This is a genomic window from Agromyces sp. Soil535, from assembly GCF_001428255.1.
In the GTDB taxonomy this organism is placed as follows: Bacteria; Actinomycetota; Actinomycetes; order Actinomycetales; family Microbacteriaceae; genus Agromyces.
On sequence record NZ_LMRW01000001.1, the window covers coordinates 176258 to 194728 of the forward strand.

Here is an 18471-nt window from a genome sequence, read left to right on the forward strand (position 1 = left end):
GGCGGGTCATCTGTTTCGTCCTTTGCATGAAGCCGGGCGTTCTTGAATGGGATCGGCGTCGTGTGGCCGCGACAGCACGGCGCTGTGCCACGACCCTGCGCCGCGAGAGTCATCATGCTGCTCGTTCTCAGCTCGCCTTCGCCTCACGCTCCTCGCCCACGTCCCAGAGGATCTCCAGTCCGGATCTCACTGGTCAACAACGATCTTTGCGATCTCGTCGAGCGAGTCGAGCTGTGTCGTCGGATCGATACCCGCGTCGCACGCGAGCTGGAGTGAATACGCGTTGTTCATCTGCGAGGTCGTGTAATCCATGTTCGTGAACACGCGCGCGGCCCCGAGCCACGTCTCCTCATCGGTTTCCGCAAGGATATTCCGGCTGGCCACTTCGCCATCCGCGGGCTCGGGCGTCAAGACGTGGGTGAGCGCAAAATACCCATCGAACGCATACGTTGCGACCTCATCGGCCGTCGCGCCGGACACTTCTGCGAGATATTCGTCGGATGCGGACCGGTCGTCAACCGTCGCCGTCTCGAAGATCTCCTGAAAGGAGTACGCCGTACATGTGTCGTCGGCGTTGACGAAACTCGTTTCGTCATACGGGTCATCAGCCGGGTTCGATGTCCAGGCCGCGTCGTCCGCCGCAAGGAAGGCGAATTGCCAGCCGACCTTTGCCAACGGGTCGAGCTGGTCGCCGTCAGCAAAGCCGAGCGATTCCAGCGCGCCGACTTGTGCGGCCTCCGATGGCGTGGCGGTCGGGCTCGACTGCCGGGGGGTCCGGTTCGCCTGCGCCCCGCCACCGGGGAAGGCCGCGCAACCGGCGGACATCAAGACCATGGACGCCACGATGATCGTGCCGCCGAGCGCAGATACACGAGCACCCGAGACGATGAGAGTAGCGGCGAGGACTCTATCGCGTGCACCTGGCCTGGACCCGACTTGTGGCATGGCGAGCTCCCCTCGATCAATCGACCGGCCGCGTGACCGAAGTGCGACGTGGCACAACGCGTTTGCAGCGTTCGGATGTTCCGGTGACACGGCGCTCCGATCAGATGCTAGCCAGCCGGGGTCTGAGCCGCAGCCCCCGTTGGACTCTGCTTTCCCTGCTCGGTCCGAGCGCAGATGATCCCGCCCCACCGCCGCCGCTCGGCGCGCTGGTCGAAGTGAAGCCGCGCCTGCGGGAGCCAGAGCCCTAGTCAGCCAGTTCGTCGCGCCAAGGCTTCAACGTCAGCCGTCTCTCGTGCGGTCCCGCCCGGATCGCAGCTTGGTGCGGCTGACGGCTTGAATTCGATACCTAGGTACAGGTTTATCGCGCAGTCATGACCTTGGAAGCATTGGATTGGGCTCCCGAAGCCTGCACGCTGCCGACGGTCGAGCGGCCGCTGCGTGAGAACGAATTCGCTGACCTGTTCGCTTCCTCGTTGGTCCGTGTGGAGCGAGTATCCCCGGACACGGCTCGGCTCGGACTCACCCGCGACAGCACCGCGAGGGCTCGCGACCTCGCGGAACAAGAGTCATCGTGCTGCTCATTCTTCACCTTCGAGATCCTGGAGGCCGACGCTGAATCGGTGATGTCGATCTCTGTGCCGGCTGCGCAGGTTCGCGTGCTGGATGCCTTCGTCGACTCCGCACGTCGCGCGGCGGGCTTGGAGTCGCCGCGGTCATGAGCCTTCGTGCCGGAGAGGTCGACGCTCGTGCCGGCGTGAACCTTCAGACGCTCCGCTACCACGAGCGGCGTGGGATCCTCGCCGCCCCCGATCGCAGCCCGGGCGGGCATCGCTAGTACGACGAGGACACCGTGCTGCTCCTCCGCGTGATCAAGGCAGCCCAAGGCCTCGGTTTCACCCTTGATGAAGTCACTGAGCTGGTCGATGCCGGCTCCCACGCCCACCGGCGTCGAACGCACCTCGCGGATCACGCTCGCGCGAAGCTCGTCCAGGTTCGCGCGAAGATCGCCGCTCTGCAGCAGATCGAGGCAACCCTCGAGGAGACGATCGAGGCCGGCTGCGACGACCTCACCGTCTGTGCGCTGAAAGAGAACTGCCCCATCCCATTCCAGACCATCACCCTTGCAGACGACGTGTGACCACCAGACGCGCGCGGAATGCACCCGCCCGTCGGCCGTCCACGCAACATGGCGATTCGGCCAAGTGCTGGCCGTCTTTCTCGGAATTGGCCATCTTCCCGTGGAACCTACAGCTGTAGGTTCCGCGCCGACTTGGCATCTGTGGCCACGAATCCACGGTAAATGTCATCGCGTTAGGCCCCGGGAATCCATGGAAGATGGCAGATTCCTACAGAGGGTGGCATCGGAAACGGAATCCACTTCTCGGCCCTAGTGATACTTTCGCAAGATCATGGACATCCTCACGGCGTTCGGGTCAGCGGTTATCATCGCCGGGTTGCTCGGGTTGCTCCTATTGGGGGCGCTTCTGAGCTACCGTCTGCTGTCCATGCTGATCAGCGTTCAGGGAGATGTTCGGCGCGCGGAACGGCGCGCCCGGCGCGAGAAGGTATTCGTCGCAGACCTCGAGCGCCAAGGCTTCAGCAGCAGTGACGCCGAGGATGCGGTGCGCTCCACGCGCGACTGACACCACCCGTCGGCTAGCGAGAATGCTCATCCGACCGGATGGCCCTGACTTCCGGAGCCGGAGCCGGCGGCGGCGGCGATCGCCGCGCGCGCGAGGCGGCCGAGCTCGACGCGGTCGGTCGCCCCACACTTGACGAGCAGCGTGGAGACGTGGTTCGCGACGGTCTTCCCGGATAGCCCGAGTCGCTCCGCGATCTGGCGGTTGCCGAGGCCCCGGATGACGAGGTCGAGCACGTCGCGCTCCCGCGGCGTGAGGCCGAAGGGATCCGGGGCTGGGGTGGGCACGAGCCGTCCAGTGGACCGGGCGACTCCGGACCCGAGCACGACAGCGCCCTCTACGGCGGCGGCGACCGCGGCCAGGACCTCGGCGGGCATCGCGTCCTTTACGACGTACCCGGCGGCGCCTCCGTCGAGCGCCTCGCGTACCGCGGCCTCGTCGTCGAACATCGTGACCACGATGACGCGCGTGCCGGGACGCTCGCCGAGGATCCGCTCGGTGGCGTCGACGCCCGAGCCGTCGGGGAGTCCGAGGTCCATGAGGACGACCTCGGGGGCGGTCGTCCGCGCGAGCGCGATCGCCTCGGCGAATCCCGCCGCTTCGCCGACCACGTCGTAACCCGCGGAGGTGATCAGGGCGGCGAGCCCGCTGCGGAACACCGGGTGGTCGTCGACGATGAGGACCCGTCGGCCGTTCATCCCGCCGCTCCCGTGGTCGTGGTCGTCGCCTGCGCCTCCGCCGGCGAGGGCCCAGGCGCCGGCAGTCGCGCAGTCACCCGGGTTCCTCCCTCGGCCCGCCGGGTCACCTCGACGGTGCCGAGGAGCTCCGCCGCGCGCTCGTGCATCGATCGCAGGCCCACGCCCGCATTGACGCGGGTCGGAAGGCCTCGTCCGTCGTCGACGACGTCGAGCCGCAGCATCCCCGGTTCGAGGCCGAGGGTGACGGTGCAACGGGATGCCGCGGCGTGCCGCCGGACGTTCGCGACCGCCTCCTGGGTGATCCGAAGGGCCGCGGACTCGACCGCAGCGGGGAGCGTGAGTCGCCGTTCGGGTGCATCGACCTCCACCACCGGCAGGCTCCCGGGTGCGGCCACGCGCTCGCGGATCGCGGCGGCGAGGCCCCGGTCGTCGAGCACCGGCGGGCGGAGGTCGTAGGCGACCTCGCGCAGCTGTCGCGTCGCGGCGTGGAGTCCGGTGACCAGACGCTCTGCGGCATCCGCAGCCCGGTCATCTCCCGCGCGAGCGAACGCCTCGACCGCCGCCGCCGAGAGACCGAGCCCGGCGAAGGTAGGGGCGAGCTCGTCGTGGAGATCGCGGCGGAGGCGCTTGCGTTCCTCCTCGCGTGCGAACACGATGCGGGAGCGGGCCTCCTCCAGCTCGGCAACGACGCGTGCGCTGTTCAGGGCGGGTGCCGCCTGGGCGCAGATCTGGGCGAGCACGACGCGATCGGACGATGTGAGCTGCGCCTCCCCGGGACGCGGGGCGACGACGAGCTCGCCGAGTTCCTCTCCGGCATAGGTGATCGGGAACCGGGACGTTTCCGTGTCGCCGGTCTCGCCGGCCTGGGCGGCCACGCCGTTCTTGCCCTGCACGCCGGCGTACCGCACGCCGAGGGCGCCCGTGACCCCCTCGACGATCTCCGCGGCGACGCCTCGCGGATCGACGGTGGCCGAGAGCCGGTCGCCCAGGGCGATAAGGGAGCGCAGCGCATCGGGGTGCCGCCCCGACACGACCAGGTCGGCCATGCGGCGTGCGCCGACCGCGAGCGGCACGGCGACGATCGCGGTCGCCACACCGGTGAGCCATGCAGCACCGCGCGGCGCCCAGGCATCCGCGCCCAGTGAGACCGCCCACGCCACGAGTCCGACCGCCACCGCCCAGGTACCGGCGCCGAGCACGACACGCAGCAACCGGTCGACTGCGACGAGCCGGGGGGTGAGGAGGCCGCCTGCGAACGCGGCCGCCGGAAGGTCGAGGAGCAGGTTCGCGAGCCAGTCCGCATCCTCGCTCGCTGCGCCCGCCGCCACGGCGATCGTCCAGAGGAGAAAGCCGAGGACCATCGCGACCAGGGCGAGGAGCGGCCAGCGGGCCCGCTCCCGCTCGGCGACCGACGAGCGCCGCACGTACCGGTACAGCTGTCCGCCGAGCAACAACGGCACCCAGGTGAACAGGAAGTGCCACGGCCACCACGCCTGCTGCTCCCACGCGAAGCCCGTCGCGAGGTTCACCGCTTGGAGGCCGACTTCGACAAACGCGGGCACGGCGATCCAGCGCGGCGTGAACCTGCCGTCGGGATAGACGGCGAGCAGGACCGCGAGGCTGATGTTCGCCACCGCGATCGCGGCCCGTGCCGGGGGGCCCTCGGCGGCGGGGTCCCACACCGCCGAGCAGGACGCCAGCAGCAGCACGATCGTGGCGCCCGCGGCGAAGGCGGGCACGCGGCGCCGTGCCGCCCGCCAGGCCAATAGTCCGGCGAGCGGGAGGTTCACCGCCAGGATCAGGACGGCGACCACAAGGTCCATGTCGTCATCATGCCGCAGTCGCGGAAGCCGCGGTGCGTTCGGGCTCGGTGGTCCCACGTCGCCACCGTCGCAGCAGCAGGATGCCGGCGATCCCGAAGCCGAGCACCGCCCCGAAGATTCCGTACTGGTAGCCCGTCACCAGGAACCCGAGCAGCGGTGTGACGCCGGCGACCCATAGCAGCCCGATCACGGTGCGCGACATCCGCTCGCCCCTGGCTGCCCCGACCGCGACCATCGAGATCCACGGCACCGCCGCGAACGCGAACAGGATGGTGCCGAGGTGCACGAGGATGAAGAGCCCCTCGACGACGGCTCGCTCAGCGGCGTGGTCGGCACCGACCGCCGCGATGTTCCCATTGAGCAGGGCAGTGCGTTGCGCGAAGCCCGCGCAGCCGGTGAGCATCCAGCCGCCGGCCGCTATCGTCCCGAACGTCGTCGAGATACGGGCGGCGAGCCCGCCGGCAGGCCAGACGACGCCGGCCAGCGACGGCGCAACGACCGCGAGTGCGATCCCGGCGCTCGCCCAGAACAGCATGAAGAGGATCCCTTCCCAGCCTCTCGCCTGCATCTCACCGGCGAGCGGATACTCGGGCGTATCGCCAAGGATCGACAGCGCGGCGTTCACCGAGAACGTCGCGACGAACACGATCGCGAACCCCAGCATCGCCCAGCCCGCTACCCGAACCGATGCATTCATGGTCTTCTCCTTCCATCGCGGCGCCAACGCGCCTCGACCTCAGGAGACCACTCGGGATTCCCGGTTCGACAGGGTCGACCGTTCCCGGGTCGAGCCGCCCGTCAGTCGACCAGCGCCACGTGGCTCGCGACGTGCCCGAGATAGGCGCTCCACGGAGGTGTTGAGTTGGACATTCAGATGACACGTACCCGCGGTATTGGACATGTTCCGCAGATTCCTCACCGCCTTGCTGTCCGAGAGCCGGTGCGGGATGAAGACTGCTGGCGTCGATCGCTCACCCGAGGATGGGGAGCACCGCCGCAGCAAACCCCGCACCGGCGAACTGAAGGGCCTCGAGTCTGGGAATCTCGAGGCCCTTCAGAGAGCGGTACGCGGAGGAACGCTAGTCGTCCATGCTGCCCATGGTGAGGTTGATGGTGGTTCCGGTCATGCCGCCCGCCTGGTCTGATGCCATGAAAGCCGCGACATTCGCCACCTCCTCGAGCGTCATCAGCCGGCGAGAGTGGGTTCGAGCGGCGAGAGTGTCTCGGAATTGCTCCCAGGTGAGTCCGGTGGCTTCTGCCCGGGGCTCGAACGCCTCCTTTATCGTGCTCGACCCATCGATGCCTTGGGGCCGCAAGCCGACCACGCGGATTCCGTGCGGGGCCAGTTCGGCCGACAGGCTCCGCGTCAACGACTCCTTGAGCGCCTGGGCAGGACCATAGCCGCCTACAAGCGGGATGCCGATCCGCGAATGCAGGGCGCCGACGGTCATGATGACGCCCGAGTGGTTGGGCAGCATCTGGCGTGCGGCCAGGCGTGCCGTCAGGAAGTAAGTGGTCGCGTAGCTGTCGATCGCCCGCATGAAACGGTCGAGATCGAGATCGACCAGGTACTCGCCAACGACCTGTGAGTCCTGGATGGCAACGGCATTGAAGGAGACGTCGATCCTTTGCTCCTTCTCGACGACCGATCGGAGGTGCGTTTCGATCGCATCCTCATCCAACGCATCCACTTCGGTCGCCTCAGCGAACCCACCTGAGGAGACGATGTCCCGTGCGATCCTTTCGACCGGCCCCAGCGTGTGCCCGGTGAGGAACACACGGGCTCCCTCTCGGGCGAACGCGCGTGCGACCGCCTCGCCGATGGACCCGGCGGCACCGTAGACCACCGCGACCTTGTCCTGAAGCATCATGCTCTTCTTCCTCTCAGTTGACGTTCGAAACAGACGACGGTGCGGCTTCCACGCGCGCGCGGCGCCCAGGTGTCGGGAACGCGATTGCGGAGGCGATTGCGCCGACAGCCGCGGTGACGAAGATCCCCCAGAATCCCGCGCGGAATCCATCGACTCCGGTGGCCGTCGCGATCAACAGGCTGGCCACGACGGCCACACCGATCGCTCCGCCGAGTTCACGCATCGTCTCGACGAGGCCGGATGCCAGGCCGGTCAGCGAGGGGGAGACGTTGGACAGCGCGCCGATCTGCGCCGCGGGCGCGGCGATTCCCCCGGCGAGGCCCGCCAGCACGAAAGCCGGCAGCAGGTTGAACGCATAGACGGCATCGGCCGACACCGAGGTGAGTAGGAGGACCGCCGCCGCGAGAAGCGCTTGACCGACGACGAGCAGTACACGGACCCCGACTACTCCGACGAGCTTGCTCCCGGTGACCGCCGCTGCGACAAATGAGATAACCGTCGTCGCGAGCCAGGCAATACCTGCCTGGGTCGGCGAGTAATCCAGCACCTGCTGCATGAAAAGCGATCCGAGGAAGATGAACGAGAAGAAGGCTCCGAATGTGAAGAACGCTGAGACGTTCGCGGCAACGAGCGTCCGGTTACGCAGTGCGACGCCCGGCAAGAGCGGGTCGCGGGATCGTTTCTCGATGAGGACAAAGGCGGCCAGGAGCACGACGCCTGCAACGAGAGGAGCCCACGCCCACGACGAGGCCCAGCCTGAATCCGCGGCGCGGTTTAGTCCGAAGATGATGGCCAGCAAACCCCCGGTGACGGTGACGGCGCCAGCTACATCGAACCGGGCGCCGGCACGTCTCGCACCAGCCTCCGCGGGGAGTCCGACAAGAGCCAGCACGATCAGGACGACGCCGATCGGGACGTTGATCAGGAAGATCGATCGCCATCCCGGACCGTCCGTCAGCAGTCCGCTCGCGATGACGCCGATCGAAGCCGATACGCCCGTGACAGCGCCGAAAAGTCCGAGCGCCCGGTTGCGGGCCTCGCCCTCTTCGAACGTGACGGCCACAATCGATAGGGCTGCCGGAGGTATGAGAGCGGCGCCGAAGCCTTGCACGGCGCGAGCACCGATCAGTGTCTCTGCGGATCCGGCGAGCCCCGCCGCGAGCGACGCGAGGGTGAACAGGGCCAGTCCGACGATCAGGATGCGGCGCCGGCCGAGGAAGTCTGTCAACCGTCCGCCGAGAAGCAGGAATCCGCCGAGAAGCAGGCCGTACGCGATGACGACCCACTGCAAGACGCCCTGTTCGATCTCGAGCTCCGACTGAATCGACGGTAGTGCCACGTTGACGATGGCGACGTCAAGTACGACCATGAACTGCGCCATGCAGGCGAGCGCGAGGAGAAGCCCTCTGCTGCGGGGGGTTGGGATTGACACCTTGACTCCGTTCATCGATTGCGATCGGTGGGTTAGACACAGGCGAACCGCAGAACTGGTCGGTTCTCCAAAACCGGTTTCCAACGCCGAGCCGCCCAGTTGCCGAGACGATCGGTGTCTAAATAGATATGGAAGAGGTATGGGTGACCGTGCACCCGACGATTGCTGACGGTATAGCGCGGGCTCGCGCTGGAGACAGTGAGGCTTTTCGGCGGCTCACCGATCCGCACCGTCGCGAACTCCAACTGCACTGCTACCGCATGCTGGGTTCCTTCCAGGATGCCGAGGACGCTCTGCAGGACACCCTGCTGAGCGCGTGGCAGGCAATCGGTCGATTCGAAGGACGCGCCTCAGTGCGCACCTGGCTGTACAGCATCGCCACCAACCGGTGTCTGAATGCGCGTCGATCGGCTAGCAGTCGTCGCGCGAAGGAGTGGAACGTGCCGGGTGTCGAACCGCCGGAGCCGAGCCGAATGGGCGACATCGTATGGCTGCAGCCGTTTCCCGACGTCTTTCTCGCTGGTGAGACCACCCCGGAGTCGTGGGTGGAACAGACCGAGACCATGTCCCTCGCTTTCGTGACCGCGCTGCAGACGCTGCCGCCTCGCCAGGTCGCGGTCCTGATCCTTCGCGACGTCCTCGGTTTCCACGCGAACGAGGTCGCCGAAATGCTTCATTCGACCGTCGACGCCGTCAACGGCGCGCTGAAGCGCGGACGCGCCGGACTCCGCCGCCGGCAACGGACCGGCGAAACGCCCCCCCTTCCGCTGTCCCCGGACGAGACCGCGATCGTCGAGAACTTCGTACGGGCGTACCAGTCGGCCGACGTCCAGTCGGTTGTCGCGTTGCTCACCGACGACGTCTTCATCTCGATGCCGCCGATGCCCTTCGAATACGAAGGTCCTGAGGCGGCCGCCGCCCTCTGCGGAAGCATCTTCGGAGCGGGACGCAGATTTGAGCTCTTGGCTACCCGCGCCAACGGACAACCCGCATTCGGCACATACCTCAAGACATCGGACGGCACGCGGCGCGGAACCGGGCTGCTCGTTCTCACACTCTCCGGCGATCGGATCAGCGCGATGACTCGCTTCGAGGGCACCGTGCTGCCGTGGTTCGGCCTACCGCGGTCGCTGCCGGCGCGGTGAGTATCCGTGGACAAAGACTAGGCGGCGGCGCACCGACCACCGGGGGGCATATCCGGACCCTCCGACACCGCCGGAACGCGACTATGCCGCGTTCGCGCTCAGACTACGCGCGGCAAACCAGGTCGCTAAAGGAAACTCGACACGCCGCGGCGGTGCAGTCCGTAAGACGATCGGCATAGTGTTGTCCGGCCGTTGATCCGGGCGGCCGTCCACGCAACATGGCAAAATTTGCCAAGTGCATGCCATCTTCCGTGGAAAATGCCATCTTCGCGTGGATCCTACAACGACGAAATGAACCCTAGACAAGCTCACCCAGTAGCGCCCACCGAGAAGGCCCAAAGTCCCTCCGAAGGGTGCGCTCACGCGCCACGATCAGGTACGCGCATGCGCATTGTCAGCGCCTTGGTCGCGACCGCCCTGCTTGCGCTCTCGTCGGGCTGTGACTCGGCGCGACCCGTGAGCGTGGTGTCGGGCACGGTGCAGCGCCTCGTCGTCGACACCGACCTCGACCTCTCCGACATCGCTGCACTGGCCGCTCTACTCCGCGAGCCCAAGGTCGACGTCGTGGCGGTGACCCTCACGCCGAACGGCACGGGACCGTGGGATTGCAACACGCTCCTCCGCCTCGGCCACTGGGTGCTCGACCGGATGTCGCGCACCGACGTGCCCCTGGCCTGCGGGCGGGAGCACGCCGCCCCAGGTGCCCTCGCCTTCCCGGCCACCTATCACGCGGGTGCCGCGCGGATCTGGGGACTGACTCTGCCTCCGGTACCCGCAGGGGCAGACACCACGACGGCGGCCGCACTGATCTCGCGCTCGGCCAAGGCATCTCCTGTGCCGATCCTGGTCGTCGCGCTCGGCCCGTGGACGAACCTCAAGGACGCCTTCGCCGCCGACCCGAAGTTGGTCGGTCGGGTAAGCGCCGTCCATGCGATGGTCGGAGCGGTCGACGTGGACGGCAACGTCCAAGTGGGTTCGGTGAGGTACGAGGACCGGCTCGAGTGGAACGCCGTCCTGGACCCCGAGGCGTTCCGGGAGGTGTTCGCCACGTCCGTCACGCTCCGGCTGGTCCCGCTCGACGCCACCCAGGACGTGCCCGTCCCGGGCGACCTCCGCAGACGCCTGCAGGCAAAACAGGCCGCCCCCGGCGCCGCGCTCGTGGCTGACCTGCTCGATGGGTGGCCCGAACGGGCCACCGGTGCGGGCCAGCAGCTCTGGGACGAGCTGGCCGCGCTGGCGGTGACCCGCGCCGAGGTGGTGCGGTGGGAGGCCCGCACGCTCACCGTGGCCGCGAACACGCGGCTGGACATCAAGGACTCCGGGCGTTCGGTCACGGTAGCCGTCGAGGGGCACGCGGACGCCACCCTCACGGCACTCGTCGACGCGCTCTCCCGGCCCTGATTCCGCGAGCCGGTCGAAGGGCCACGCGTTGACCTTGGAATCGGGTCCAAGGCCTACCGTCGCGACATGGACACAGTGACGCCCACGCCATCGACACATATTGGGCGTCCCGAAAGCCGGTCCTCGAGCGCCCACAGTCCCGGCCGAGCCGCACGTTCGCGGGTGCGCGAATCGTGATGCCCGTACACCTCGCCTGGTGAAGATGCCCGCAGGGGCACGCCATCCGCAACAGGGATGTCCGATTGGGGATCCGCCGATCGCCTAACGAACTCCTTCTCGCGCTGGTCGACGGTTGTGGATCGCGGCGGTAAATGGCGGCGTCCTCGCAGCATTAGCTGGCGCGCTGACCTCGTGGCCGACGAGGGCGACCCGACGCCCGCGTCCGTGGCGTTTCAGCTTCGTCTTGAGACGCGATTCCACGGTAAATGGTACAAATGCCATTTGTATGCCAAGTGCCGTGGAAAATGCCATCTAATCCACGGCTTTTGTCATCCACTCGAGGGCTCTGATTCCACGAGAGATGGCCAATTTCTACATAGCGCCGCGGACCAGCCCTGCGCTGGCATCCGGGCGGCATCGTCATCCAGATCGCCGGGCACTGTCGGTGGGTCCGGGCACACTGTCCCGCATGACCGACGACGCACGCTTTCCCGCGGAGGAGCCGGCATGACCGATGTGCTGTTGCGCGATGTCGACGATGCGGACCTCGAGGTGTTCTACGAGCAGCAGCGTGAGGAGGAGGCGGTGCGGCGGGCGCAGTTTCCCGCCCGCGATCGGGACCGCTTCCTGACGCACTGGCGGACGAAGGTGCTCGGCAACCCCACCGGGCACGTCCAGACCGTCACGGTCGACGGAGAGGTCGCCGGCAACATCGTCGCGTGGTGGCAGGACGACAGGCGCTTCGTCGGCTACTGGTTCGGGCAGCGGTTCTGGGGCCGCGGCGTCGGGACCGCGGCGCTGCGACAGTTCCTGCAGCGCGAGCAGGTCCGACCCCTCTACGCCGACGTGTTCGTGGGCAACACCGCCTCGGTGCGGCTCCTCGAGCGCTGTGGCTTCCGGCCGGTGGGCACCGACCGCGATGGCGATCTCGAGTTCGTGGTACTCCGGCTCGACGAGGGCGCCGCCGACGAGGGCTGACCGGCCTCAGTCGGCGGCCGGCACCTCGGTCGGAAGCGGCGGTGAGTCCACGACGGCGCCGGATCTAACAGGCGCCTGCTGTGGCTCCGTCCACGCAACATGGCCAATTGGCCAAGTACTGGACATCTTTCGTGGATTTGGCCATCTTCGCGCGGATCCTACACACGTGTAGGTTCCGCGCCGAAATGGCATCAGGGTCCGAGAAATTCACGGCAAATGTCATCGGTTTGAGCGCTCGGATTCCGCGGAAGATGGCATCTTCCGCGAAGCGCCACAACGTTGTGTTTGATGCAACATGATGGTTGTTCGTGAGCAGGGTACGGGACTTGCCGGGATCGAGTTGATCGGCGACCTGCTGTTGCGATGACCGCCAGAATCCGCCGATCGCAATTCGCACTCTCCTTCGGTCGACCGGCATTGACATTCCGCCCGGCCGCCGACATCTGAGCAGAGGTCGGATGTACGATCGGACCGACGCACCGCAACTCGGCATCACGCCGGAGCGGAGGTCACATGACACACCAACCGGTCGAACCCTCGTCCAACCGAGCGACGCGACTCTTCGGGGATCTCCTCGAGGACCTCATCGATGCGGTCGTGAACTCCCCGGGTCGTGCACTCGCCGAGCGCCGCGCCGCCTTCGCTGCTGAACCGATGGCGGGGGCGCCCGGTGCCTTCGCCGAGAAGGTTCGACGTCGCGCGTACTCGGTCACGGATGCCGACATCGACTCCCTTCGGCGCGATGGTATGAACGAGGATGCGATCTTCGAGCTGACGATCGCATGCGCCGTCGGCGAGGCCTATTCGCAGTTGCAGGCCGGATTGAAGGCGATCGGGGGCCGGCCGTGACGATGCGCTTGACGATCCTGGAGCGTGGCCAGCGGCTCCGGGCGCGAGTCGCCATTCGCATGATCGGGCTCATCTCCCGCACGAAACCCGACGACATCGCCCGCATCGCGCTCTACCGGCCGGGGATCTTCGGTAGCCCGTTCATGCGGTTGATGCGGGAGGTCATGCGTGGCGGGTCCGACTGGACGGTGGGAGAGCGCGAGTTGTTCGCCGCGTTCGTCTCGCGGCGCAACTCGTGCACCTTCTGCACGGGCATCCACTGCCACGTGGCGAGCATCGCCTCGGGCAGGGAGATGACCGTGGACCTGCTGGACGACTGGATGAGCGCACCGTTCAGTGAACCCGTCAAGGCGACCCTCGGTGCGCTGGCTGCCCTGAAGGATTCGACAGGGGCGCCCATACCTGAGGCCGTTTCCGCCGCGCGGCATGCCGGCGTCTCCGACCAGGCACTCTCCGACGCGCTGCATGTCGCCTTCATGTTCGACGTCATCAACCGGCTGGCCGATGTACTCGGCGCGAGCTACGAGGGCGACGTGGGGCGTCGCCTGACCGCCGCCGGACTGTACCGCCACGGCTACCAGGTGCCGTCCTGGTTCCTTCGATGAGAAGCTGAGCGAGACGAGACCCGTGCCCCTCGCCGGCCTGGGTCACTCGGTCGCCTCGGGTCCCATCGCGGTCGTGCCGACGGACATCACTGGCGAGATGAGCCCGAACATGTTGCCGCCAGGGTCCAGTAGGTTGCCGAAGCGGCCTACGCCCGGCATGTCGTCGGCCGGAATCTAGTTGGCCGTCCCGAACTGTCTTCGTGGAGACGGTCTCGGAGGGTCCAAATGTCCAATTGGACATTTAGGTGACAAGTACCCGCGGAATTGGACATGTTCCGCCGGAACCTACAAGAACGAACCTAGACCTGCACCATGTCGGCGAACCGGGAGAAGTGCCCGTGGAACGCCACCGTGATGGTGCGCGTGGGACCGTTGCGGTGCTTCGCCACGATCAGGTCGGCCTCGCCCGCTCGGGGGCTGTCGCGCTCATAGGCGGACTCACGGTGCAGCAGGATCACCATGTCGGCGTCCTGCTCGATCGAGCCCGACTCGCGCAGGTCGGAGAGGGCTGGCATCTTGTCGGCGCGCTGCTCGGGACCGCGGTTGAGCTGTGACAGCGCGATGACGGGCACCTGGAGCTCCTTGGCCAAGAGCTTCAGGGCGCGTGAGAACTCCGAGACCTCCTGCTGGCGACTCTCCACCCGCTTGCCGCTCGTCATGAGCTGCAGGTAGTCGATGACGACCATCTTGAGGCCCACGCGTTGCTTGAGCCGGCGGCACTTGGCGCGGATCTCGACGAGCGTCATGTTGGGGGAGTCGTCGATGTAGAGCGGTGCATCGTTGATGCGGCCGCGGGTGGCGGCGATGGTGGTCCAGTCGCGCGAGTCGACCGTGCCCTTGCGCATCATCTGCAGCGGCACGGATGCCTCGGCCGAGAGCAGGCGCATCGCGATCTCGCTCTTGCCCATCTCGAGCGAGAAGAGGATCGACGGGAGGTCGTGGCTGATCGACGCGGCTCGCGCGAAGTCGAGCGCAAGCGTGGACTTGCCCATCGCCGGGCGCGCCGCGACGATGATCATCTGCCCGGGGTGGAAGCCGTTCGTGAGTTCGTCGAGGTCGGCGAAGCCGGTGGGCACGCCGGTGAACTTGCCGTCGGTGTGCTTGGCCGCCTCGATCTCGTCGATCGCGGCGGTGACCGCCTCGGTGAGCGGCACGTAGTCTTCGCTCTCGGTCGACCCGGTGACCGAGTAGATCTCGGCCTGGGCCTGGTTCACGAGCTCCGTGACCTCACCCTCGCCCGCATAGCCCATCTGCACGATGCGCGTGCCGGCTTCGACGAGCCGACGGAGCAGCGCCCGCTCCGCGACGATCGACGCGTAGAAGCCCGCGTTCGCGGCGGTGGGCACGAGGCTCGTGAGGGTGTGCAGGTACTCCACGCCCCCCGCGCGTTGCAAGTCGCCCGTCTTCGTGAGCTCGTCGGTGACGGCGATGACGTCGGTGGGCTCGCCGTGCGAGTACAGCGTGAGGATCGCATTGAACACGACCTCGTGCTTCGGCACGTAGAAGTCGATGCCGCGAACGGTCTCGATGACGTCGGCGACCGCGTCCTTCGAGAGCATCATGCCGCCGAGCGCGCTCTGCTCGGCGAGCAGGTCGTGCGGCGGTGTGCGCTCGCCTCTTCGGGCGTCACTGTCGTCCACCGTTCCGGCGAGCCCGATGTGCGCGATCGACAACTCCATGACCCCCGATTCGGTACCGCCGGCTGCGTGCGAAGCGCCCGCACTTCAGTGTGTCGGGAGCCTCCGACATGAGGCTCTCTGACCGGTGGAAACCCGCTGATCGAAGGACGCGGTCTCACGATATGGAAGCCTCGTCCACAGCACAACCCAGCCTGTGGATAACTCTGGGGACAAACTGGGCGAAACGCCGCGGAACGTGTGCACTCAGCCTGTGGAAAACTGTGGAATTGTGTGGAATCACACTGATGTAATTTTGGACTGATCAGGTGTTTTAAGTTTCCACACCTGTGGGCGAAAAGTTCTTCAGAAGTCCACGGATGCCGCATGCACACCTGTGCACAACCATCACAGGAAACGCACGACAACGCACCTTGCGGCCCGCCCGCTGCAGTGGTAGACCGGTGCAGTCGAGACAGGGGGATCCGCGCCGTCGAGGGGGACGGTACGGCCGATGGTCGACGCCTCGACAGGCCCCAGAACACTTCTCCCGAGCACGCGGAACGGCGGCTCGGACGAAGCCCGAGCCGCCGTCTGCGTGGGTGCGCGAACTACTTCGCGGCGACCACCTGCAGGGTGATCGTGGCCGAGACCTCGTCGCGGAGGCGAACGGTCGCCTCGTGCTCGCCGATCGTCTTGATGGGCGTCGGGATCTCGATCTTGCGCTTGTCGAGCACGCCGAGGCCGGCGGCCTCGACCGCAGCCGCGACATCCGCCGTCTTGACCGAGCCGAAGAGGCGCCCGCCGAGGCCGGCCTTGACGGCCAGCCTGACCTTGCCCGACTCGAGCTTGGCCTTGAGGGCCTGCGCGTCCTCGAGCGAGTGCAGCTCGCGAGCCGCGCGGGCGGCCTTGATCTGCTCGACCTGCTTCTGGCCGCCGCGGGTCCACGGCGTGGCGAAGCCCTGGGGAAGCAGGTAGTTGCGCGCGTAGCCGTTCTTGACCTCGACCACGTCGCCGGCGGTGCCGAGGCCGGTGACCTCGTGCGTGAGAATTACCTTTGCCATTGTCGTGCTCCTTAGCGGCCGGAGCCCGAGTAGGGCAGGAGCGCCATCTCGCGTGCGTTCTTCACGGCACGGGCGATGAGGCGCTGCTCCTGCACGGAGACACCGGTGATGCGACGGGCGCGGATCTTGCCGCGCTCCGAGATGAACTTGCGAAGGGTGGCGACATCCTTGTAGTCGATGACGCCTACCTTGATCGACTTCGCCGGGGCGGCGTTCTTCGCGCCCTTCCCGCGGCTCGGCTTGCGGCGGTCGCCGCTGCTCTTTCCAGCCATTGGTTTTCCTGTCTTGGAGTTGGTGCGGGTTGAGGAGGCGCGGAGCGCCGTCTCGAAACCCGCTGAGTATTAGAAGGGGGTCTCGTCGCCGTAGTTCGTGCCCGGCGTGTTCCAGACGTCGCCGCCGCCCGACTGCTGGGCTGCGGGAGCGCTGGGCGCCCACGCGTCATCCGACTGGCCGCCCCCGAAGGAGCCGCCGCCGACGCCGCGGTTGGACGGGGCGCGCGTCACGGACGCGGTGGCGTAGCGCAGGCTCGGGCCGATCTCGTCGATCTCGAGCTCGATGCTGGTGCGCTTCTCGCCTTCCTTCGTCTCGTAGGAACGCTGCTTGAGACGCCCGGAAGCGATGACCCGGGAACCCTTGGTGAGTGAACCCGCGACGTGCTCGGCGAATTCACGCCAGACGCTCGCACGCAGGAACAGCGCTTCACCGTCCTTCCACTCGTTCGCCTGACGGTCGAACGTGCGGGGCGTGGACGCGATGGTGAAGTTGGCAACCGCGAGACCGTTCTGCGTGTAACGCAGCTCGGGATCTGCAGTGAGGTTGCCGACCACGGTGATGATGGTCTCGCCGGCCATGAGGACTAGGCGTCCTTCGCGGCCGAGGCGGGGGCGGATGCCGCAGCGGGGGCGGATGCCGAGGCGGGGGCGGATGCCGCAGCGGGGGCGGATGCGGCAGCGGCCGCCTTCGCGCCGGCCTTCGCCGAAGCGGCGGCCTTCTTGGCGGCCTTCTCCTCCTGGGCCTTCGCGTGCGCGGCGACCTGGGCGATGGCCTCCTCGGCGCGGAGCACCTTCGTGCGCATGACGGCCTCGCTGAGGTTCAGCTGGCGGTCGAGCTCGTTGGTGGTCGCGGACTCGGCGGTGAAGTCGACGACGGCGTAGATGCCCTCGGACTTCTTGTTGATCTCGTAGGCCAGGCGACGTCGTCCCCAGATGTCGATCTTGTCGATCGTTCCGCCATCGTTCCGGATGACGTTGAGGAACTTGTCGAGGCTGGGAGCAACGGTGCGCTCGTCGATCTCGGGATCGAGGATGACCATCAGCTCGTACTGGTGCATGACTAACCCACCTCCTTCGGACTAAACGGCTACAGACTCTCTGCAGCAGGAGGGTTGTGCATACGTCGCTCCGAGGAGGCCGCGCAATGCGGCGCACGGGCAACCTTGGCAGTCTAGCGGATTCCTCACCTTGACCGCGACTCGGGCCCCCGGCATACGCTTGCCCCGTGGAGACCCCCGCGGAACTCGCCGCCCATTTCGACCGACGCGCATCGACCTACGACGACTCGGAGATGCACCGCGGGCTCGCGAAGGCGGTCGCCGACTTCGTGCGGTTGCGGGGCGTGCGCGACATCCTCGATGTGGGGACCGGCACCGGGCTCGTGCTGCGATCGCTGCCCGCCGGGCCGTGGCGGCTCGTGGGCGTCGACCTGTCGAGCGGGATGCTCGACGTCGCACGGGCCGCCCTGCCGAACGCGCAGCTCGACGTCGCGGATGCCATGCACCTCGACTTCCCCGACGCCTCGTTCGACCTCGTCACGTGCGCGACCGTGATGCATTTCCTGCCCGATGCGGTCGCCGCGATGCGGGGATGGCGCCGACTCCTCAGATCCGGCGGATGCATCGTGGTCGCGAGCTATTCGGACGACAGCACGTCACGACATCGTCCCGCACCCGAGCCGGGCGGGGCGGCGGCCGACCCGCATGCGCGGTTCGGCTCGCCCGAGGCTCTCGAACGCCTCGGCGCGGCATCCGGACTGGTCGTCGATCGCATCGCCGAATGGCAGCAGGAGACCGCCGGCGGTGTGCCCCAGTACCGCTGCCTGATCGCGGAGTTCGTGGTCGCCTCGCCGACCACGGGGCATGCCGTGAACAGGACGGATGACAGATCAGTGTGAGCACGGATGCCCCCGCGGCTTGGGCACCCTAAGCTGCGCGTGAGCAGCGCCGGGCGATCGTCCGACGACCTCCTCG

General features: G+C 67.3%; 21 protein-coding genes and 1 pseudogene. 10 read left to right on the forward strand and 12 right to left on the reverse strand.

Annotated features, from left to right (window positions below; genetic code table 11):
• Window positions 1-186: 186 nt before the first annotated feature.
• Window positions 187-834, reverse strand: a complete 648-nt coding sequence (locus ASG80_RS00835; RefSeq protein WP_056727535.1) for a hypothetical protein — start codon at window positions 832-834, stop codon at window positions 187-189.
• Between the two features lie 482 nt (window positions 835-1316).
• On the opposite strand from ASG80_RS00835, the gene ASG80_RS00840 reads away from it, so the two are divergent.
• From ASG80_RS00840 to ASG80_RS00850, 4 genes are all read left to right on the forward strand, one after another.
• Complete coding sequence (locus ASG80_RS00840; RefSeq protein WP_056727537.1) at window positions 1317-1664, forward strand: hypothetical protein; 348 nt, start codon at window positions 1317-1319, stop codon at window positions 1662-1664.
• Window positions 1661-1780, forward strand: coding sequence for a MerR family DNA-binding transcriptional regulator (locus ASG80_RS24065; RefSeq protein ID WP_200952454.1), 120 nt, complete (start codon window positions 1661-1663; stop codon window positions 1778-1780). Before ASG80_RS00840 ends, ASG80_RS24065 begins: the two co-directional genes overlap by 4 nt.
• Window positions 1781-1795: 15 nt before the next feature.
• A complete protein-coding gene (locus ASG80_RS00845; protein ID WP_200952455.1) occupies window positions 1796-2083 on the forward strand; it encodes a MerR family DNA-binding protein in 288 nt (95 codons plus the stop codon).
• A 271-nt stretch (window positions 2084-2354) separates the two neighbouring features.
• On the forward strand, window positions 2355-2588 hold the full coding sequence (locus ASG80_RS00850) for a hypothetical protein (RefSeq protein WP_056727539.1): 234 nt from the start codon (window positions 2355-2357) through the stop codon (window positions 2586-2588).
• 26 nt (window positions 2589-2614) lie between these two features.
• Here ASG80_RS00850 and ASG80_RS00855 read toward each other — a convergent pair whose 3' ends face one another.
• From ASG80_RS00855 to ASG80_RS00875, 5 genes are all read right to left on the reverse strand, one after another.
• Window positions 2615-3283 carry a response regulator transcription factor gene (locus ASG80_RS00855; RefSeq protein WP_056727541.1) on the reverse strand — a complete coding sequence of 223 codons (669 nt, stop codon included), beginning with the start codon at window positions 3281-3283 and terminating at the stop codon, window positions 2615-2617.
• Window positions 3280-5106: a sensor histidine kinase gene (locus ASG80_RS00860; protein WP_056727542.1), complete on the reverse strand. Its 1827-nt coding sequence runs from the start codon at window positions 5104-5106 to the stop codon at window positions 3280-3282. Before ASG80_RS00860 ends, ASG80_RS00855 begins: the two co-directional genes overlap by 4 nt.
• A gap of 7 nt (window positions 5107-5113) precedes the next feature.
• The gene (locus ASG80_RS00865) at window positions 5114-5803 is read right to left on the reverse strand and encodes a hypothetical protein (protein ID WP_056727544.1); all 690 of its coding nucleotides are present in this window, start codon (window positions 5801-5803) and stop codon (window positions 5114-5116) included.
• A 382-nt stretch (window positions 5804-6185) separates the two neighbouring features.
• Entirely contained in the window at window positions 6186-6977 is a 792-nt protein-coding gene (locus ASG80_RS00870; RefSeq protein ID WP_056727547.1) for an SDR family NAD(P)-dependent oxidoreductase, read from the reverse strand.
• A gap of 13 nt (window positions 6978-6990) precedes the next feature.
• Complete coding sequence (locus tag ASG80_RS00875) at window positions 6991-8358, reverse strand: MFS transporter (RefSeq protein WP_200952456.1); 1368 nt, start codon at window positions 8356-8358, stop codon at window positions 6991-6993.
• A gap of 194 nt (window positions 8359-8552) precedes the next feature.
• On the opposite strand from ASG80_RS00875, the gene ASG80_RS00880 reads away from it, so the two are divergent.
• The 5 genes from ASG80_RS00880 (at window position 8553) to ASG80_RS00900 (ending at window position 13546) form a co-directional block, all read left to right on the forward strand.
• Window positions 8553-9554 carry an RNA polymerase subunit sigma-70 gene (locus ASG80_RS00880; RefSeq protein WP_235507896.1) on the forward strand — a complete coding sequence of 334 codons (1002 nt, stop codon included), beginning with the start codon at window positions 8553-8555 and terminating at the stop codon, window positions 9552-9554.
• A gap of 384 nt (window positions 9555-9938) precedes the next feature.
• Window positions 9939-10955, forward strand: a complete 1017-nt coding sequence (locus ASG80_RS00885; protein ID WP_056727551.1) for a nucleoside hydrolase — start codon at window positions 9939-9941, stop codon at window positions 10953-10955.
• Between the two features lie 666 nt (window positions 10956-11621).
• A complete protein-coding gene (locus tag ASG80_RS00890; protein ID WP_200952457.1) occupies window positions 11622-12092 on the forward strand; it encodes a GNAT family N-acetyltransferase in 471 nt (156 codons plus the stop codon).
• A gap of 513 nt (window positions 12093-12605) precedes the next feature.
• Window positions 12606-12941, forward strand: a complete 336-nt coding sequence (locus ASG80_RS00895; protein ID WP_056727553.1) for a hypothetical protein — start codon at window positions 12606-12608, stop codon at window positions 12939-12941.
• Window positions 12938-13546 (forward strand): carboxymuconolactone decarboxylase family protein, encoded by a 609-nt coding sequence (locus tag ASG80_RS00900; protein ID WP_156401591.1) that lies wholly within the window; start codon window positions 12938-12940, stop codon window positions 13544-13546. Before ASG80_RS00895 ends, ASG80_RS00900 begins: the two co-directional genes overlap by 4 nt.
• A 42-nt stretch (window positions 13547-13588) precedes the next feature.
• Here ASG80_RS00900 and ASG80_RS24820 read toward each other — a convergent pair whose 3' ends face one another.
• The 6 genes and pseudogenes from ASG80_RS24820 to rpsF form a co-directional block, all read right to left on the reverse strand.
• Window positions 13589-13705: a VOC family protein gene (locus tag ASG80_RS24820; RefSeq protein WP_369816193.1), complete on the reverse strand. Its 117-nt coding sequence runs from the start codon at window positions 13703-13705 to the stop codon at window positions 13589-13591.
• Between the two features lie 140 nt (window positions 13706-13845).
• The gene (dnaB, locus tag ASG80_RS00905) at window positions 13846-15219 is read right to left on the reverse strand and encodes a replicative DNA helicase (protein ID WP_056728418.1); all 1374 of its coding nucleotides are present in this window, start codon (window positions 15217-15219) and stop codon (window positions 13846-13848) included.
• A 554-nt stretch (window positions 15220-15773) separates the two neighbouring features.
• Window positions 15774-16226, reverse strand: coding sequence for a 50S ribosomal protein L9 (rplI, locus tag ASG80_RS00910; RefSeq protein ID WP_056727558.1), 453 nt, complete (start codon window positions 16224-16226; stop codon window positions 15774-15776).
• A gap of 11 nt (window positions 16227-16237) precedes the next feature.
• Complete coding sequence (rpsR, locus tag ASG80_RS00915; protein ID WP_056727560.1) at window positions 16238-16498, reverse strand: 30S ribosomal protein S18; 261 nt, start codon at window positions 16496-16498, stop codon at window positions 16238-16240.
• A gap of 69 nt (window positions 16499-16567) precedes the next feature.
• Complete coding sequence (locus ASG80_RS00920) at window positions 16568-17077, reverse strand: single-stranded DNA-binding protein (protein ID WP_056727563.1); 510 nt, start codon at window positions 17075-17077, stop codon at window positions 16568-16570.
• Window positions 17078-17193: 116 nt separating this feature from the next.
• Window positions 17194-17556: pseudogene (gene rpsF / locus ASG80_RS00925) on the reverse strand (30S ribosomal protein S6); the annotation flags it as partial.
• Between the two features lie 167 nt (window positions 17557-17723).
• On the opposite strand from rpsF, the gene ASG80_RS00930 reads away from it, so the two are divergent.
• Window positions 17724-18395 (forward strand): class I SAM-dependent methyltransferase, encoded by a 672-nt coding sequence (locus ASG80_RS00930; RefSeq protein ID WP_156401592.1) that lies wholly within the window; start codon window positions 17724-17726, stop codon window positions 18393-18395.
• The last annotated feature ends 76 nt before the right edge of the window (window positions 18396-18471 follow it).

Bases quoted from the DNA above. Each gene is read 5' to 3' on its own strand.
- ASG80_RS00860 (WP_056727542.1), bottom strand. From the start codon at position 5,106: ATGGACCTTGTGGTCGCCGTCCTGATCCTGGCGGTGAACCTCCCGCTC.
- rplI (WP_056727558.1), bottom strand. From the start codon at position 16,226: ATGGCAAAGGTAATTCTCACGCACGAGGTCACCGGCCTCGGCACCGCC.
- ASG80_RS00865 (WP_056727544.1), bottom strand. From the start codon at position 5,803: ATGAATGCATCGGTTCGGGTAGCGGGCTGGGCGATGCTGGGGTTCGCG.
- ASG80_RS00895 (WP_056727553.1), top strand. From the start codon at position 12,606: ATGACACACCAACCGGTCGAACCCTCGTCCAACCGAGCGACGCGACTC.
- ASG80_RS24820 (WP_369816193.1), bottom strand. From the start codon at position 13,705: ATGCCGGGCGTAGGCCGCTTCGGCAACCTACTGGACCCTGGCGGCAAC.
- rpsR (WP_056727560.1), bottom strand. From the start codon at position 16,498: ATGGCTGGAAAGAGCAGCGGCGACCGCCGCAAGCCGAGCCGCGGGAAG.
- ASG80_RS00855 (WP_056727541.1), bottom strand. From the start codon at position 3,283: ATGAACGGCCGACGGGTCCTCATCGTCGACGACCACCCGGTGTTCCGC.
- ASG80_RS00875 (WP_200952456.1), bottom strand. From the start codon at position 8,358: ATGGCGCAGTTCATGGTCGTACTTGACGTCGCCATCGTCAACGTGGCA.
- ASG80_RS00835 (WP_056727535.1), bottom strand. From the start codon at position 834: ATGGTCTTGATGTCCGCCGGTTGCGCGGCCTTCCCCGGTGGCGGGGCG.
- ASG80_RS00890 (WP_200952457.1), top strand. From the start codon at position 11,622: ATGACCGATGTGCTGTTGCGCGATGTCGACGATGCGGACCTCGAGGTG.
- ASG80_RS00885 (WP_056727551.1), top strand. From the start codon at position 9,939: ATGCGCATTGTCAGCGCCTTGGTCGCGACCGCCCTGCTTGCGCTCTCG.
- ASG80_RS24065 (WP_200952454.1), top strand. From the start codon at position 1,661: ATGAGCCTTCGTGCCGGAGAGGTCGACGCTCGTGCCGGCGTGAACCTT.
- ASG80_RS00840 (WP_056727537.1), top strand. From the start codon at position 1,317: ATGACCTTGGAAGCATTGGATTGGGCTCCCGAAGCCTGCACGCTGCCG.
- ASG80_RS00850 (WP_056727539.1), top strand. From the start codon at position 2,355: ATGGACATCCTCACGGCGTTCGGGTCAGCGGTTATCATCGCCGGGTTG.
- ASG80_RS00870 (WP_056727547.1), bottom strand. From the start codon at position 6,977: ATGATGCTTCAGGACAAGGTCGCGGTGGTCTACGGTGCCGCCGGGTCC.
- ASG80_RS00920 (WP_056727563.1), bottom strand. From the start codon at position 17,077: ATGGCCGGCGAGACCATCATCACCGTGGTCGGCAACCTCACTGCAGAT.